Origin of the sequence: Micromonospora zingiberis (genome assembly GCF_004331455.1) — a bacterium.
In the GTDB taxonomy this organism is placed as follows: domain Bacteria; phylum Actinomycetota; class Actinomycetes; order Mycobacteriales; family Micromonosporaceae; genus Micromonospora; species Micromonospora zingiberis.
In genome coordinates, this window is the sequence record NZ_SJJR01000029.1 from 37,766 (window position 1) to 54,885 (window position 17,120).

General features: G+C 73.2%; 15 protein-coding genes and 1 rRNA gene. 2 read left to right on the forward strand and 14 right to left on the reverse strand.

The window, feature by feature from the left end; genetic code table 11:
- Positions 1-58: 58 nt before the first annotated feature.
- The 11 genes from E0H26_RS27095 to E0H26_RS27145 form a co-directional block, all read right to left on the reverse strand.
- Positions 59-2,338, reverse strand: coding sequence for a hypothetical protein (locus E0H26_RS27095; RefSeq protein WP_131308849.1), 2,280 nt, complete (start codon positions 2,336-2,338; stop codon positions 59-61).
- Positions 2,338-3,468, reverse strand: coding sequence for a glycosyltransferase family 4 protein (locus tag E0H26_RS27100; protein WP_131308852.1), 1,131 nt, complete (start codon positions 3,466-3,468; stop codon positions 2,338-2,340). The genes E0H26_RS27095 and E0H26_RS27100 overlap by 1 nt, the downstream gene beginning before the upstream one ends.
- A 7-nt stretch (positions 3,469-3,475) precedes the next feature.
- On the reverse strand, positions 3,476-5,134 hold the full coding sequence (gene murJ / locus E0H26_RS27105) for a murein biosynthesis integral membrane protein MurJ (RefSeq protein WP_131308855.1): 1,659 nt from the start codon (positions 5,132-5,134) through the stop codon (positions 3,476-3,478).
- Position 5,135: 1 nt separating this feature from the next.
- Positions 5,136-6,002 carry a hypothetical protein gene (locus E0H26_RS27110; RefSeq protein WP_131308858.1) on the reverse strand — a complete coding sequence of 289 codons (867 nt, stop codon included), beginning with the start codon at positions 6,000-6,002 and terminating at the stop codon, positions 5,136-5,138.
- 79 nt (positions 6,003-6,081) lie between these two features.
- On the reverse strand, positions 6,082-7,023 hold the full coding sequence (locus E0H26_RS27115) for a copper transporter (RefSeq protein WP_131308861.1): 942 nt from the start codon (positions 7,021-7,023) through the stop codon (positions 6,082-6,084).
- 27 nt (positions 7,024-7,050) lie between these two features.
- Positions 7,051-8,229 carry a putative cytokinetic ring protein SteA gene (gene steA, locus E0H26_RS27120; protein ID WP_131308864.1) on the reverse strand — a complete coding sequence of 393 codons (1,179 nt, stop codon included), beginning with the start codon at positions 8,227-8,229 and terminating at the stop codon, positions 7,051-7,053.
- A gap of 118 nt (positions 8,230-8,347) precedes the next feature.
- Positions 8,348-10,105, reverse strand: coding sequence for a DNA repair protein RecN (recN, locus tag E0H26_RS27125; protein WP_131308867.1), 1,758 nt, complete (start codon positions 10,103-10,105; stop codon positions 8,348-8,350).
- A 57-nt stretch (positions 10,106-10,162) separates the two neighbouring features.
- Complete coding sequence (locus E0H26_RS27130) at positions 10,163-11,047, reverse strand: NAD kinase (protein WP_131308870.1); 885 nt, start codon at positions 11,045-11,047, stop codon at positions 10,163-10,165.
- Between the two features lie 61 nt (positions 11,048-11,108).
- On the reverse strand, positions 11,109-11,969 hold the full coding sequence (locus E0H26_RS27135) for a TlyA family RNA methyltransferase (protein ID WP_131308873.1): 861 nt from the start codon (positions 11,967-11,969) through the stop codon (positions 11,109-11,111).
- Positions 11,970-11,984: 15 nt separating this feature from the next.
- Positions 11,985-12,200, reverse strand: coding sequence for a hypothetical protein (locus tag E0H26_RS27140; RefSeq protein WP_131308876.1), 216 nt, complete (start codon positions 12,198-12,200; stop codon positions 11,985-11,987).
- Entirely contained in the window at positions 12,197-12,835 is a 639-nt protein-coding gene (locus E0H26_RS27145; RefSeq protein ID WP_131308879.1) for a hypothetical protein, read from the reverse strand. Before E0H26_RS27145 ends, E0H26_RS27140 begins: the two co-directional genes overlap by 4 nt.
- 110 nt (positions 12,836-12,945) lie before the next feature.
- Between E0H26_RS27145 and E0H26_RS27150 the strand changes: the two genes are divergently transcribed.
- On the forward strand, positions 12,946-13,284 hold the full coding sequence (locus E0H26_RS27150) for an SCP2 sterol-binding domain-containing protein (RefSeq protein WP_131308897.1): 339 nt from the start codon (positions 12,946-12,948) through the stop codon (positions 13,282-13,284).
- Positions 13,285-13,299: 15 nt separating this feature from the next.
- Here E0H26_RS27150 and E0H26_RS27155 read toward each other — a convergent pair whose 3' ends face one another.
- Complete coding sequence (locus E0H26_RS27155) at positions 13,300-14,319, reverse strand: HAD-IIA family hydrolase (RefSeq protein ID WP_131308882.1); 1,020 nt, start codon at positions 14,317-14,319, stop codon at positions 13,300-13,302.
- Positions 14,316-15,233, reverse strand: a complete 918-nt coding sequence (locus E0H26_RS27160; RefSeq protein WP_131308885.1) for a Replicase polyprotein 1ab — start codon at positions 15,231-15,233, stop codon at positions 14,316-14,318. The genes E0H26_RS27155 and E0H26_RS27160 overlap by 4 nt, the downstream gene beginning before the upstream one ends.
- Between E0H26_RS27160 and E0H26_RS27165 the strand changes: the two genes are divergently transcribed.
- Positions 15,222-16,901 (forward strand): hypothetical protein, encoded by a 1,680-nt coding sequence (locus E0H26_RS27165; protein WP_131308888.1) that lies wholly within the window; start codon positions 15,222-15,224, stop codon positions 16,899-16,901. The genes E0H26_RS27160 and E0H26_RS27165 overlap by 12 nt on opposite strands.
- Positions 16,902-16,994: 93 nt before the next feature.
- On the opposite strand, the gene rrf is transcribed toward E0H26_RS27165, so the two are convergent.
- Positions 16,995-17,111 (reverse strand): 5S ribosomal RNA (gene rrf, locus E0H26_RS27170).
- Positions 17,112-17,120 lie beyond the last annotated feature (9 nt).

The window sequence follows — 17,120 nt, forward strand, 5'->3', positions numbered from 1 at the left end:
CACGGTAACACCTCCCCGACGCGACGCCGGTGCCGCACCCGAGGTGGGCGTCTCCGGCTCACCCGGTCGCGACCTCGGCCGATGACCGGACCGCCCGGCCACGCTCCCGTCCGGGCTCCTCCGGCGGCCCGCCCCCCGTCGTCGGGGCGGCGGCGCTGCGGCGTGCCTCGTCCGGATCGGCAGCGGCCGCGCGGGCCGTCGGGTCGTCGGCCGGCCCCGCGTCCTGCGGTCGTTCGGTGCCCGGCCGGGTCCGGTCCGCGGCGTGGTCGAGCACCCGCAGCGCGGACAGCGCCGCCATCGGCACCACCACCGCCGCGGCCGCGCCGGCCACGTCCAGCGCCACGGCGCCCAGCACACCACCGATCCCGACGGCCACACCGGTACCCGCCATCGCCGCACGGATCGCCGGGTAGATCCCGAACAGCCGCATCAGGCCGCCCCACGGTTGCAGCAGGGCGAACCACAGCAGCAGCGCCCCGACCAGGGCCAGCACGGTCAGCGGACTGTTGACCAGGGTCTGGAAGCTCGACGCGCTGGACCGCTGCACCGTCAGCCCGCCGGTGCCGTCGCCCAACGCGGCGAGGAACCGGCCCAGACTCCCCCGCTCCCCCGGCGAGCGGCCCAGGTCCACCACCGCGAAGCCGACCGTGACCGCCAGCCCGGCCATCGCCGCCCAGGCCAGCCGGGTCAGGGTCAGCCAGCCGCCGGCACTGATCGCCGCGGCCACGCTCACCCCGGCGGTGAGCGCGATCGCGCCGATCGAGTCGGCGCCGAGATACGGGCTGCCGACCACCACCACGGCAGCGCCACCGATCGTCACCATCACCATCGGCCGCCAGCCGCGGCGTACCTGCTGGGCCAGCCACCCCGCACTCAACAGGGCAGCGGCGACGAACACGCCGAGCCCCACCGTGCCGAGCCCGGCGTACCGGCCACCCTCCAACGCGGAGTAGCCGACCACACCGTTGAGCTGAAGACGGGCGCCGGTGACCACATCCAGCCCGACCGCCAGCGTGGTCAGCCCGGCCACCGCACCGAGCGGGCCGAGGGTGGTGCGGTACCCCGGCGCGAGCCGCACCAACAACGTCGCGGCGGCCAGCAACGCGGCCGTCAGGCCGGCGAAGGTGACGGCCGGGTAGGTGTTACGCCACCAGGGCACCGCCTCGGCCAGCAGCGCCGCCGGCATCGCCAGGGCAGCGGCGACCAGCAGCAACTCCACCGTCGCCACCACCCGCCGGGACACCGGCTTCGGACCGTACGGCCCGGCGCGCCGGCGGGCCCGGCGCAGCAGCGGCAGCACCGCCACGGCCAACGCCACCTGGACGGCCGCCAGCAGGGTGAAGAACCCACCGGCGACCTCCCGCTGGGCGGCGGCCTCCCGGTCGGCATCGGCGGGCTCGGCGATCGCGGCGGACAGATCGTCCGGCCGACCACCGACCGACTCGGCGGGCCGGCCGAGGAACGGCCGGTCCGGCATCGGACGTCCCAACGCCGTCAGCGCGGTCGGCGCGATGTCGATCAGTTGCAGATAACCTCGCCGACCGGTGGTGGGCGAGGTCAACCAACCGTTCTCCCAACCCGGACCGTCGGCGACGGCGACGTGCAGCCGGGAGGGCCGGTGCGTGTCGGAGACCCCGGCCACGATCACCAACGAATTCGGTGGCCGCGCGGCCAGCACCCGGGCCAGTTGTGCGTCGGCGTCGCCGGCCGCTGCCGCCCGCTCGGCCGGATCCTCACCGGCGACCGTGCCAAGGTCGACGATGCTGAGCACACAGGAACCGAGCAGCCCGGCCGGATCCGCCGGCAGCGTCGGCTCGTACCGGTCGACCCGGCCGAACGGCCGGGCAGCGGCCACCGCGGCCCCCGGACCCACCGCCACCGAACACCGGACCGACTCCGACAACGCGCCCGGTACGGTGCCCCACGGCAGCCGATCCTGGTTGTGCAGGACGACGCTCTCCTGCTCCGGCAGGTTCGCACCGATCCGGTCGGGCTGCTCCACCGTCACCTCGGCCGGCGGGCACTCGCCGCCCGGCCGGGCGCTGGTCCACCCGGCGAAGCTGCCCGCACCCAGGGTCAACCACCCGTCCAACGGGCAGGTGGGCCGGTAGGCGGACCGCACCGACAGCGACCCGATCGAACCGTCCCGGGCCATCTGCCACAGCGTGGGCGTACGTTGCGGATCTACATCGTCCCAGCGCAGCCCGGCCACCCCGACCAGCACCACGTAGTCGGCGCTGGGTCGCGGCGGCGGCGTACCCGGCCCGGCCGCCAACGCGAAGATGCCCACCACCACCACGACCAGGGTGAGCAGGATCGGAGCGACTCGCCGCAGCATCACCGACGTCCCGTCGACGCGTCGGCGTCCGGCACGGCCAGTTCGGCGTAGAGCGCGACCAGTTGGGCGACGGTGTCCGTCTCGGTGGGCCAGGTCGCCGCCCGCGCCGCACCACGCCGCCCCAACTCGGCGCGGCCCTGGTCGTCGTCGAGCAGGTGGCGTACCGCCTGCTCGACCGCGTCGACGTCGCCCGGTGGCACCAGCACCGCCGCGTCGCCGACCAGGTCCGGCAGCCCACCCACCGCGGTGGCCACCAGCGGTACGCCGGCCCGCAGCGCCTCCTGCGCGAACAACTGACGCGCCTCCCAGTCGCTGGTCACCACGGCCAGATCCGCGCCCGCGAGCAGGTCCGCAACGTCGGTGCGGTGCCCGAGCAGGGTGACCGGCGCGCGAGCGGCGCTGACCCGGGCAGCCAACGGCAGGTAGGCCGGTCCACTGCCGGCGATCACCACGACCGGCGGCGGGGTGCGATCACGCCACCGCGCCGCCGCGTCGATCAGCACGTCGTACCGCTTCTGCGGGTGCAACCGGCCCACCGAGAGGATCAACGGCTGGTTGGCGGCCACGGCGAACTCGGCGCGTACGGCGGCGCGTCCCCGACGCGGCGCGGGCAGCACCGGGGCGGCGACCGGAGCGAGCCGGGCATCCTGCGCACCGAGGGCCGCCGCACGCTCGACCAGATCGGCGGAGGCACCGAGGGCGACCCGGGCACCCCGGGCGACGACCCGCTCGACCAGCCGGGACAGCCCGCCCCGCAACCCGCCGACAAGCACCGCGTTGTGCCAGGTGACCACGAGTGGCGCCGCCGGCCGGGCCAGCACCGCCACCAGGCCGGCACGCAGTCCGTGCGCGTGCAGGACCCGGACCTGCTCGGCAGCGAGCACCCGGCGCAACTCGCCGACCGCCCGCGCGTCAGCGGGGGTGGGGCTCGCCGAAATCTCCACCGCCGCGAACCGGGCACCGGCTGCCACGAAGTCGAACTGATCCTGCGTCGCCGCCGGCCCGCAGACCAGCACCGACTGCCCCGCGTCGGTCAACCCGCGAGCCAGCGCCCGCACATGCTGCCCGACACCGCCGGTGCTGGAGGCGAGCAGCAGCACCACCGTGCCCGTCCGCTCAGGCGTGGCCACCGGTTCATCACTCCTTACCGTCGCTCTGGTCCGGAGGGCTTCCGTCCTGCGGCCTACCCGGTGCGCGGGCCCGCAGACGTCGGCGTAGCCCGGCCAGCACCGGACGTACGTCGCGCCGGTCGACCAACCAGACCACGCCGAGGAACACGACGCCGACCAAGGCTCCGGACAGCATGCCCTGCGCCAGCGTCATCCACCGCGCCGGGGTGCCGTCCCCGAACTCCAGCAGCCGCAGCAGGCCCAGCGCGCTCAACGCTCCCGCCGTGGCGCCGAGCAGTCCCGCGCCGGCGGCCCGCGCGGCACCGGCCAGCGCCGCCCGCCCGGCCGAGCGGCGCACGGCGACCAGCAGCAGCCCGCCGAGCAGCAGCATGCCCGCCGAGTTGGCCAGCGCCACGGCCAGCGCCCGGTCGGCCACCGGAAGCAGCGCCGACAACGGCAACAGGGCCAACGGAACCGCCAGCCAACCGACACTGATGGCGGCGGTGGCCGACCGGGTCGCCCCCCGGGCGTACAGGGCCCGGGAGAGCACCGCGAACAGCCCGTACCCGAGCAGCCCGGGAGCGTAGCCGGCGATGGCGGCGGCGGTGGCGTCGGCGGTGAGCGGGAAGAACCGCCCGATCGGCCCGGCGGCGCCGACGAGCACCGCGGCACCGAGGAAGCTGAGCAGCAGCACCCCGCGCAGGGTCGCCGACAGGGTGTCCCGGTAGGTCCGCTCGTCGCCGCCGGCCGAGGCCGCGGCGAGGGTCGGGTACGCGGCGGTGGCCAGCGGCACCGCCAGCACCGCCCAGGGCAACAGGTAGAAGGTCTGGGCGAGGTTGAACACCTGGGGTGCCTCGGTGAGACCGCCGGCGATCCGGTTGAGGCTCACCGCCAGCGCCACCTGTTGGGCGGTGACCGTCACGATCCCGGCCACGGCCAGGCCACCCACCCGCGCCCGGGCGTCGGCGGCGAAGGCGTACCCGGGGCGCGGCCTCAGCCGCAGCCGGCGGATCGGGATCAGCAGCGACAGGGACAGCACCACCACACCGAGGGTGGTGCCCCCGGACAGGATCAACTCGGCGCCGCGACCGGCCTGCGCCACGCTCGCCCCCGGCCCCGCGACGCCCACGAAGACCAGGTACACGACGATCACCGTGAGACTGGACAGCAGCGGCGCGATCACCGGCCAGGCGAACCGGCGATGCGCCTGGAGCACCCCGGTGAGCACGATGCCGATGCCGTACAGCGGCAGCTGCGGCGCGAAGACCCGCAACATCCGGGCCCCCGCCGCGAGTTCCTCCGGCGACCGGTGGCCAGCCATCAGCGACATCACCGGGCCGGCGCACAGGGCGAGCAGCACCGCCAACGGCACCAGCAGGGTCACCGTCCAGGTCAGCAGCGCGCCGGTGGTGGCCGTCACCGCCTGCCGGTCGCCGGCCGCGACCGCCCCGGCGAGCAGCGGTACCACCAGGCTGGCCAGCGCTCCACCGGCAACGATCTCGAAGATGATGTTGGGGATGGCGTTGGCCAGGACGTACATCGCGCCCAGGTCGCTGTCCTGCACCACCCAGGTGAACACGGCCGTACGCCCGAACCCGGCCAACCGGCTGAGCACGGTGAGTGCGGCGATGAGCGCGGCGGCCGAGGCCACCCGGCCGGCGCCGGCGAGGGGTGCCGGTCTGGTCACGTCAGTCCGGGCGACGGCCCAGCGCGTCGAGTTCACGCAGCCCCGGCGTATTCGCGATGACCTGCGTGAAACTGACCTTCTCGCTGGCCGCGGTCAGCCCGGCGAGCACCGCGAGCAGGGCGGCGCGACCGGCCGGACCGGTGCGGGCGGCCAACGCCACGCCGAGCACGGCACCGAGGGCGTTCGCGCCGCTGTCGCCGAGCATCACGTCCTCGTTCAGGTCGGCGGGGAGCAGCCCGGCCGTGGCACCGACCGCCCCGGCGGCGATCCCACCCTGCCGGCCCGTGGCCAGCGGCACGCCGAGCAGCAGACCGGACTTCAACGCCCGGCCCGGCCGCAGGTCGAGCAGGTTGAGCAGGTTGGCGGTGCCGGCCACCACCCCCGCGCCGAGCAGCACGTCGACACCGCGGCCCAGCGGACCCTGCCGGCGTCGGGCCCGGTGCCCGGCCACGACCGGGTCCGCGGCCAGCAGCGTGGCGGCGCCCAGACCCGCCGCACCCACACCGATGATCTTGATGAGGCCGGCGGTGACCCGGCCCTGCCGCAGCGCCGCGAGGTGCCCCGCGAAGCCCTTGTACGCCTTCTGCTCCGGCCGGGCGCCGACCACGTCGTCGTACAGCCCCACGGCACCGGCACCGAGCCCCGCCACCAGGGTGGCCGCCCCGGCCGGCACGCTCGCCGCACCGCAGGCCGCCGCACCGCTGGCGCCCGCCGCGAGCGCCGGCCCGGCGGCCAGGGTGACCGTACGGCCACGAAAGTTGGTCCGCTCCAGTCCGGCCCCGGCCGGGGAGGTCCGCACCTGCCGCAACGCATACCGGGCGGCAGCCGCCCCGACACCCACCACCAGCAGTCGACCGAGGATCGTCACGCCGCCGCCTCGCTACGCACGCTCACACGGCCCTCCTGCCCATCGGCGGATTCAAATCGGACACCGGGGTGCACCCGGCTCACTGGGGCAGTCTAGGCACCAGCGAAGCGGCGTTGTCGCCCACGCCGTACTGGCCGGCCTTGCGCTCGGTGAGCTGCTGCACCAGGGCCAGCGTGGTGACCAGCTGACCCTGCACCGTGTTGGCGTTGTCGATGGTCGAGATGGTCTGCGCCAGCACGGCATCGCCACGGACGAAGGCCACCAGGTTCCCACCGGCCGAGCCGTTGCCGGCCACCACGATCCCGCCGGTACGGTCGAACTGCTCGGCGATCTTGACCAGGGACTCGTCCTTCTTGGCGGAGTCCTTGTCCACGTACGGCTGTCCGCTGACCAGCACCACCGCCTCCGCCGCCGCGGTGACCCGGTCGGCGGCGGTCAGATAGTTGGCGTTGCTGTACGCGGCCAGCACGGCCCGCCGGTCGGCCTCGGTGACCGGCTCGGACCCGGCCGGCCGGTCCAGCAACACGGTGGCCAACAGAGCGCTGGAGGTCTCCACACCGTGGCCGTTGCCGGGCAGGCCGGACGTGGGTGCGCCGGTCGGCCGGGCGGCGGTGACCGCCAACTCCAGCAGGTTGTTGTTGTTCTCCGGATTGATGAACTTGTCCTGCAGGTCGATCCGCCCGGTGATGTCGGCGCCCGCCAGCTGCAGCATCTTGATCACACCCTCGGTGTGGTCACGACCGGTCGGCAGGCTCAACACCACCACCCGCTTGCCGCTCAGCTTGCCCGGCAGGATCACCTGGGCCATCTCGGCGGCGTACTCCTCCTCCAGTTCCAGCTCCCGCTGCATGTTCTGGACCGCCTGACGCATCTGCTGGTTGTCCTTGCGCAGCGAGTTGACGGTTTCCTTGAGCGAGTCCGCGACCGGGCCGTTGAGGGCGGCTGTGCCGACGACCAGGCCGATCGCCAAGGCGAGAAAGACCGCGGTCAGGGACACCACGTGGTACCGGAAGTTGATCACGCTTGCAGCCTCTTGATCGGTCGGGAGCTAGAAGAGCTGGCCGAGCTGGAACACGAAATTGTCCCACCACTCGGAGACCACACCCAGGTACGCCTTGCCGACGGTGGACACGGCCACCGCCGAGGCCATGGCCGCGACCGCCGAGAGCACCAGCAGCAACAGGGACGAACCGGAGATGCCCTGCCGGTAGAGGCGACTGACCCCCTTGGCGTCGACCAGCTTGCCGCCGACCTTGAGCCGGGTGAGGAACGTCGAGGCCATCCCGCCACGACCCTTGTCGAGGAACTCCACGAGGGTGGCGTGGGTGCCCACCGCCACGATCAGCGAGGCGCCCTTCTCGTCGGCCAACAGCATCGCGAGGTCCTCGCTGGTGGCGGCGGCGGGAAAGGTCACCGCCGGCACACCCAGACCGTTGACCCGCGGCAACCCCGGCGCGCGACCGTCCGGATACGCGTGCACGATCACCTCGGCGCCGCAGCGCAGCACGTCGTCGGTGACCGAGTCCATGTCGCCGATGATCATATCCGGGGTGTAGCCCGCCTCGACCAACGCGTCGGCGCCCCCGTCGACGCCGATCAGCACCGGCTTGAACTCCCGGATGTACGGACGCAGCACATCCAGGTCGGCCTTGTAGTCGTAGCCCCGAACCACGATCAGGCAGTGCCGGCCCTGAATCTCGGTGGTGATGTCCGGCACACCCACCCCGTCGAGCAGCAGGTCGCGCTCCTGCTTGAGGTAGTCCATCGTGTTGGCGGCGAACGCCTCCAACTGCACCGACAGGCCCTCCCGGGCATCTGTCATCGCCTTGGCCACGCTCTCGGCGTCCTGCAGGCTGCCGTGCGACACCGGATCGTCACCCACGTAGACCGTGTTGCCCTCGATCCGCACCGTGTCGCCCTCACGGATCCGCTCGAAGATCCCCTCACCGAGGTCGTCCAGCAGCGGAATGCCAGCGGAGATCAACACCTCCGGCCCGAGGTTCGGATAGCGGCCGGACACCGACGGCTTGGCGTTGAGCACCGCACCGACCCCGACCGCCACCAGCGAATCGGCGGCAACCCGGTCCAGATCGACGTGGTCGATCACCGCGATGTCGCCGGGGCGGAGCCGACCGACCAGCCGTTTCGTCCGGCGATCAAGGCGCGCGGTGCCGAGAATTCGTCCCGGTTCCGCGTTCCGGGCCCGGCGCAACGTGGGTAGACGCATCGTGACCATCCTGGCATGTGAGGCAGGCGAATCCGTCGCGACATGCCTGAGCAGGGCCGCCTACCCAGGGAAGCACATCCGGGCGAAGGCTGGTGTGCCTCCGCTCACAATCACGGGCCTACGACCGTCGTTCCCTGGCCGCCACGGCCAACAACTCCTCCGCGTGAGCGATACCCAGATCGGAATCCGGCAAACCCGCCAGCATCCGGGCCAGTTCCCGCGCCCGCTCGGTGTCCTCCACCACCCGAACCCCGCTGGTGGTCACCGCGCCGCCGGTGTCCTTGGCCACCACCAGATGCCGGTCGGCGAACGCGGCCACCTGCGGCAGATGGGTCACCACCAACACCTGGTGACTACGCGCCAGGCGAGCCAGCCGCCGACCGATCTCCACCGCCGCCTGACCACCCACCCCCGCGTCCACCTCGTCGAAGACCAACGTGGGCGGGCCACCGGAGCCGGCGAACACCACCTCGATGGCGAGCATCACCCGCGACAGTTCACCGCCGGAGGCACCCCGCTGCAACGGCAACGACGGCGCACCCGGATGCGCCAGCAGCCGCAACTCGACCTCGTCGCCGCCGTCCGGCCCGACACCGACCTCCACCCCGTTGACCGGCAACGTGGGTTCGGCCCGACCCGCCGGCCGGGGCAGCACCGCCACCTCGACCCGGGCGTGCGGCATGGCCAGCCCGGCCAACTCGACCGTCACCTGCTCGGCGAACCGCACCGCCGCCTCCTGCCGGGACGCCGACAACCGCCCGGCCAACTCGGCCACCTCACCGGCGAGCCGGGACGCCTCCCGGTCCAACTCGTCGAGCAACTCGTCCGAGGTGTCCAGATCGGACAGCCGGGTACGGGCCCGCTCGGCCCAGGCGATCACACCGTCGACGTCGTCGGCGTACTTGCGGGTCAGCGCCCGCAACGCCGCCCGCCGCTCGTAGACGGCCTGCAACCGGGCCGGATCGGCATCCAACCCCGCGAGGTACGTCGACAGTTCCACCGAGACGTCGGCCACCAGGGTCGCCGCCTCCTCCAGCCGGGCCGCCAACTCGCCGAGAACGGGATCCGTGCCGGACTGCGCCTCCAACGTCCGCCGCGCGGTGCCCAGCAACGTCGAGGCGTCCGGCGTGTCGTCGGTGGCCTCCAGGCCACCCGCCACACACTGGTGGGCCACCTGCGCCGCGGTACGCAACCCTTCGGCATGCTCCAGCCGCTGCGCCTCGATCTTCAGCTCGTCGTCCTCACCCGGCTGCGGATCGACCCGGGTGATCTCGTCGAGGCCCAACCGCAGCAGATCCGACTCCTGATGGCGTTCCCGCGCGTTGCGCCGCCGGTCCGCCAGGTCGTCGACCACCCGCCGCCACTGCGCGTACGCCTCCCGGCTCGCGTCCAGCAGCTTCTCGTGTTCCGGCCCGGCGAACCGGTCCAACGCGGCACGCTGCTCGGCCGGCCGCAGCAGCCGCAGCTGGTCGGACTGGCCATGCACGGCCACCACCTGCTCGCCCACCTCGCCGAGCATCGACACCGGCATCGCGCGACCACCCACATGGGCCCGGGACCGACCCTCCACGGTGACCGTACGGCTCAACAGCACACAGCCGTCCTCGTCGGGATCACCGCCGGCGTCGATGATCCGGGCGTGCACCGTCTCGGCGGCCCGCCCGGACAGCCGCAGCCGTCCCTCGACGACCGCACGACCCGGTTCGGCACGCACCCGCCCGGCGTCGGCACGGCCGCCGAAGAGCAGGCCGAGACCGGTCACCACCATCGTCTTGCCGGCACCGGTCTCGCCGGTGATGACGTTCATCCCACCGGTCAACGGCAGTGTGGTGTCCTCGATGACGCCCAGTCCGGTGATGCGCAGCTCCTCCAGCACAGCAACCGACAGTAGACGCGAGGCCCGACACTTGACCAGCCGGCACGGCGCCACGACTCAACGACGGTTGCCCCGCCACCCCTGCACCGGCAGGTCGAACTTGGCCACCAGACGGTCGGTGAACGGCCGGTCCCGCAGCCGCACGATCCGCACCGGAAGGGCACCCCGCCGCACGGTGACCCGCGCACCCGGCGGCACGTCGTAGACCCGCCGCCCGTCGCAGCAGAGCACCGCGAGAGTGGTGTACGGATCAACGGTGATCGAGATGGTCGAGGTGGGTGCGGTCACCAGCGGCCGGCTGAACAGCGCGTGCGCGCTGATCGGCACCAACAGCAACGCCTCCACCTCCGGCCAGACCACCGGCCCACCCCCGGAGAAGGCGTACGCGGTGGAGCCGGTCGGGGTGGCGCAGACCACCCCGTCGCAGCCATAGCGGGACAGCGGCCGCCCGTCGACGTCGACGAGCAGCTCCAGCATCTGGGCCCGCTCCCCCTTCTCGACGCTGATCTCGTTGAGCGCCCACGACTCGATCGTCGGCCCACCGTCGAACTCCGCGGTGACATCCAGGGTGAGCCGCTCGTCGACGCTGTAGTTCCGGCCCACCACGTCCCGTACCGCGACGTCCAGATCACCGATCTCCGCCTCGGCGAGGAAGCCGACCTTGCCGAGATTGATGCCGAGCAGCGGCACCTTCGCCGGCCGGGCCAGCTCCGCGGCGCGCAGGAACGTGCCGTCCCCACCCAGTGCGAAGACGATCTCGGCACCCTCGGCCGCCTCCGGTCCGGTCACCGGCACCACGCCCGGCAGGTCGAGGTCCTCGGCCTCCTCGGCCACCACCCGCACCTCGAAACCGGCCGCGATCAGATCCGCGGCGACCGTACGCGCATGCTCGGTGCTGCGCCGACGGCCGGTGTGCGTCACCAGCAGAGCGGTGCGGGTCACCGCGACGTCCGCCCGGTCCGGGCCCGTGCCGACACTCCGATAGTCAGCTTGCCGTGCTCGCTCACCCGGCCACCTCCTGCGTCACCTCGTCCGACACGTCACCAGAACCGGTCGATCCCTGCGGTCCGGCCGCCACCACGGCCCGCACCCGTTGCGGATCGGCCGGCGGCGCACCCCGGCGTAACCATACGAAGAACTCGACGTTGCCGCTCGGCCCCGGCAGTGGACTGGCCGCGAGGTCCACCAGACCCAACTCTTGCGTCGTCGCTGCCGCCGCGACGTCGAGCACGGCCTCGGCCCGAAGCGCCGGATCCCGTACCACCCCGCCCGCACCGACCCGCTCCTTGCCCACCTCGAACTGCGGCTTGACCATCAGCACCAGGTCGCCGTCCGCACTGGTGCAGCCCGCCAGCGCCGGCAGCACCAGCCGCAGCGAGATGAACGACAGGTCCGCGACAGTCAGCTGGACCGGACCACCGATCGCCTCGGTGGTCAACGTCCGCACATTGGTGCGCTCGAAGACCCGGACCCGCTCGTCGTTCCGCAGCGACCAGGCGAGCTGCCCATAGCCCACGTCGACCGCGACCACCTCAGCCGCACCGGCACGCAACAGCACGTCGGTGAAGCCTCCGGTGGACGCGCCGGCGTCCAGGCAACGACGGCCGTCCACGGTCAACCCACCGGGGCCGAACGCGGTGAGCGCCCCGGCCAGTTTGTGTCCGCCCCGGGAGACGTACTCGGAGGTGGGATCGTCACCGACCACCAGCAGCGGATCGGCCGGGTCGACCATCGCCGCCGCCTTGCGGGCCGGCACCCCCCGCAACTGGACCCGACCCGCCTCCACCAGGGCGGCCGCCTGCTCCCGAGAACGGGCCAGGCCACGGCGGACGAGTTCGGCGTCCAACCGGTTTCGACGTGCCATGGACGGAGGGCCTCCTCAGGCCTGATCGATGGTGGCCAGCGTTTCCCGCAACGTCTGGTACGCGGCCTCGTACTGCGCGATCTGATCGGCCGGGGCCAGGACCGCGGCGTTGGCCATCGCCTGCACGGCGGCCTGGACCGCCGGATGCCCGGCGTCCTCGGTCTCCTCGCCCGACCAGCGGCGCGGCGGCGGACCTGGGCGCGGACCCGGCAGCGCCCCGGGCGCACTCATGCCGCACCGTCCGCGCCCGGTGTCGCCTCCGTGGGTCGGGTCGGGGCAGCGCCACCGCCGCCGTCGGTCCGCTTCGCCACGGCCTTCTTGGCGACAACCTTCTTCGCCACGGCCTTCTTCGCCGTCTTCTTGGCGACCGCCGTCGCGGGCGTGGCCTCGGCAGTCGCGCCCCCGCCGGCCACCGCCTTCTTGGCCACCGCCTTCTTGGCGACAGCCTTCTTGACCAGGGCCGTGCTCGGCGGGGCCGCCGCAGCGGTCGGGGGCGTGCCCACCGACCCCCCACCGCCGGCCGTAGCCGGCGCCGACGACCCGTCGCCGGACGCAGTCGCCGGACCCGCAGCCGTACGCAGTCGACGCTCCAGTTCGCGCACCCGGCGCTCCAACTCGGCCACCTCGTCGGCGCTGGCGAGCCCCACCGCGCCGAGCGCCCGCTCGACCTCGAAGCGCACCAGCTTCGTCAGCGCCTCCCGATTGGCCGCGCCGGTCGACCGCAGTTCGTCGGCGAGCGCCTGGAGCTGGGCGGCGGTCGCACCGGTCGAGCCCATCACCCGACGCACCGCGTCCTGCGCCTTCTTTCGGGGCGCCTCCGTCAGGCCCATGGCCAGTTCGAGGTAGGCGCGCCACGCGTCCTGCATGCCTGATTCCTTTCACCCGGCGGGTCTGCAGGTGTCACGCTACCGGGCCGCCGGGACCACCCTGTGCGGTACGGTGCCCGAGGATGACGTGGTGTGGCGAGGAGGCGATGGTGGCCACGGTGGACGAGTGCCGGCAGGCGTTGCAGGATCTGGCCGACCGGTTGGAACACAACGCGGAGACCGTCCGTGATCGGGTCGACCTGGACCGCACCCTGGCCTGCCGGATCACCGACCTGGAGACCGCCTTCCACGGCCGGATCGCCGATGGCCGGCTGGTCGACCTGGCCGACGGCGACGACCCGAAGGCCAAGATCGCCATGAGCACCACCAGCGACGACCTGGTCGCCCTGGTCCGCGGCGAGCTCGACGTCACCCGGGCAGTGGCCAACCGCCGAGTGTCGATCAAGGCGAACCCGTTCGATCTGATGAAGCTACGCAAGCTGCTCTGAGCGCCCCAGCGTGGCTCAGGCGGCCAGACCGAGCGCCTCCAGCGCCTTCGCCGCCTCCGGCGACGCCGATCGGGGAGAGCCGACCGGCCGATGCCACCACCCCACCGCGCAGAGCGCCGCGAGGGCGTCCAGCGGGCGTCCCGCGCCGGCCAGTTCCCAGCCGTCGGCACCGGTGACCACGTGCCAGCCACCCACGTCCCCCGTGGTCGCCGGCACCCGCACCACCTCTGCCGGATCGAACAGCCCGGCCAGATTCCACGCGACGTACGTGGGACGCCGGTGCGACGGCGCGGCAAGCAGTTCCGGTACGTCGCTGACGCCGGTCAGGACCAGCAGACTGTCCAGGCCGGCCCGGTTGGCGCCCTCGATGTCGGTGTCCAGCCGGTCACCGACCACCAGGGTCCGGCCTTCGCCCGCACGACGTGCGGCGGTGGCGAACAACTCCGGCGCGGGTTTGCCCACCACCTCGTCCGGTTCCCGGCCGAGCGCCGTGGCCAGCGCGGCCACCAGCGCACCGTTGCCCGGCAGCGGTCCCCGCCCACTGGGCAGGGTCCGATCGGTGTTGGTGGCGATCCAGGCCGCACCCTGACGCACGGCCACCGCCGCTTCGGCCAGGTCGGCCCAGCCCACCTGCGGACCGTAGCCCTGGATGACCGCCACCGGCGAATCCTCGGCCCGGGACACCGGCGTCAGCCCGACCGCACGCACCTCGGAGCGCAGCGCCTCCGCGCCGACCACCAGCACCGGCACCCCGGCGGGCAGCCGCTCACCGAGCAGTTGGGCGGCGGCAGCAGCGCTGGTCAGCACCTCCTCCGTCCGGGCCTGCACACCCATGCCGGTGAGCAGGTCCGCGACGTCGGCCGCGCGGCGCGAGGCGTTGTTCGTCGCGTACGCCACAGCCCGGCCCTCGCCGTGCAGTCGTGCGACGGCCTCGACCGCGCCGGGGATCGGCCGGTCGATCAGGTAGATGACCCCGTCCAGGTCGAACACGACCAGGGCGTAACCGTCGACCAGCCGTTCCCCGCTACCGGTCATCGCCGCTGCGCCTCCGACTCCTGAGAACCGGCCTCCTCAGCCCGGTCCTCGCCGTCAGCCGGCACGGCGTCGGCCGTAGGCCGCGCCACCGCGTCGACGGCCCGCTCGTCCTCGTCAGCAACCGCAGCGTTCGCGTCGGCCGCGGCCGACACCTCGCCATCAACGTCGTCGTCGGCCGCGATCTCGTCCGCCACGTCGTCGGCAGCATCGTCGTCGGCGGTCGGCTCCGCCAGCGCGACGGCGGCCTCGGAGAGGTCGGCGTCCGGCTGGGCCGGAACGGCTCCCGGGGCACCGGGGCCGGCGACCAGTTCCTCGGCCGCCTCGTCCTCGTCGTCGCCCTCGATGACCACGCCGTCCAGTTCGAGCAGCCGCTCGGCCGCGTCGGTCTCGGCATCGGCGTCGACCTCCGCCGCCCGGGAGAACCACTCGCGGGCCTCCGCGCGCCGCCCGACGGCCAGCAGGGCGTCGGCGTACGCGTACCGCAGCCGCGCCGTCCACGGCTCGGCCGTATCGGCGGTCAACTCGCGAACCTGGAGCATGGCGACGGCCGCATCGCGCTGGCCGAGGTCGCCTCGGGCTCCAGCGGCCACGATCAGCAGCTCGATCGCCACGGCCCGGTCCAGCTTCTCCTGGTCCGCGCCACGGAACAGGTCGATCGCACGTTCGGGCCGACCCAACGCCCGCTCACAGTCCGCGACAACCGCCAGGTGGCTCTGCAAACCACTCATCCGGTGGTACGTCCGCAGCTCAGCGATCGCGGTCTGCCACTCGCCAGCGTGGTACGCCGCCAGCCCGACCGCCTCCCGGACCGCCGAGATCCGCGATGCGAGGCGGCGTGCCGCCATCGCGTGCGCCAGCGCTTCGGCCGGGTCCTCGTCGATCAGCTGTCCGGTCGCTACCAGGTGACGCGCCACGGTCTCCGCGACCGGCTTGGCCAACGAGAGCAGCTCGGCGCGGACGTCCTTGTCCAGGTCGGTCGCGACGATCTCGTCGGGAAGCGCCGGAGCGGACGTACCATCGGCCTGCTCCGCGCCGTCCCGCCCGGCACGCGGCGGCCCCTCGCGACGCTCCCGGTCGTCACGGAAGCCACGTTCGCGGCGCTCGCCACCTCGCTCGTCGCTACCCCGACGGAAGCCACCCTCACCGCCACGGAAGCCGCCTTCACGACGGTCACCATCGCGGAACCCGCCGGAGCGTTCGGTGTTGTCGCGGCGGAAGCCACCCTCACGACGGTCACCGCCACGGAACCCGCCCTCACGGCGCTCACCATCGCGGAACCCGCCTTCACGACGGTCACCGCCACGGGACCCGCCTCCAGGGCGGTCACCATCGCGGGACCCGCCTCCAGGGCGGTCACCGCCACGGAACCCGCCCTCACGACGGTCACCATCACGGAACCCGCCCTCACGACGGTCACCGCCACGGAACCCGCCCTCACGACGGTCACCGCCACGGAACCCGCCCTCACGACGGTCACCATCACGGAACCCGCCCTCACGACGGTCACCGCCACGGAACCCGCCCTCACGGCGGTCACCATCACGGGACCCGCCTCCAGGGCGGTCACCGCCACGGAAGCCACCCTCACGACGGTCACCGCCACGGAACCCGCCCTCACGACGGTCACCATCACGGAACCCGCCCTCACGACGGTCACCGCCACGGAAGCCACCCTCACGGCGCTCACCATCGCGGAACCCGCCTTCACGACGGTCACCGCCACGGAACCCGCCCTCACGGCGCTCACCATCACGGAACCCGCCCTCACGGCGCTCACCGCCACGGAACCCGCCAGCACGGTCGGTGTTGTCGCGGCGGAACCCGCCCTCGCGACGGTCACCATCGCGGAAGCCGCCTTCACGACGGTCACCGCCACGGAACCCGCCCTCACGGCGCTCACCATCGCGGGACCCGCCTCCAGGGCGGTCACCGCCACGGAAGCCACCTTCACGACGGTCACCGCCACGGAACCCACCGGAGCGGTCGGTGTTGTCGCGGCGGAAGCCACCCTCACGACGGTCACCATCACGGAATCCGCCTTCGCGACGGTCACCGCCACGGAACCCGCCTTCGCGACGGTCACCGCCACGGAACCCGCCTTCGCGACGGTCACCATCACGGGACCCGCCTTCACGACGGTCACCGCCACGGAACCCGCCCTCACGGCGCTCACCATCACGGGACCCGCCCTCACGACGGTCACCGCCACGGAAGCCGCCGGCGCGGTCGGTGTTGTCGCGGCGGAACCCGCCCGGGCGGTCGTCTCCGTACCGGCGCTCACCTCGGTCGCCGTCGCGGGAGCCGCTGCGCTCAGCACTGTAGCCACGATCGCGGCGGTCGCCACCGGACCCGCCGCCGGTGCCCCGGCCACTGTCGCGGTAGCCGCCCTCACGGCGGTCGCCGTCGCGGCGGAAGCCGCCGGACCGGGAACGGTCAGCCCCGTCACCGCGTCCGTCGCGGGAGCCTTGCCCCCGGTCGCGGTCGTCGCGGTACGACGGGCGGTCGTCCCGGCGGAGGCTACGGTCACGGCCCTCGGGCCGGCCCTCGTAGCCTCGGGGACGGTCTCCGCCCTGAGCTCCTGAACTCACAGGTACATCCTTCCTAGGTGCGCCACTTCCGGGCGCAACGCAGTCGAGGGCCGACCCGATTCCGGGCGGCCCTCGACTGTGACGTGTGTCCGGCGGTGTCCTACTCTCCCACACCCTCCCGAGTGCAGTACCATCGGCGCTGGAGGGCTTAGCTTCCGGGTTCGGAATGTAACCGGGCGTTTCCCCTCCGCCATGACCGCCGTAACCTTATCA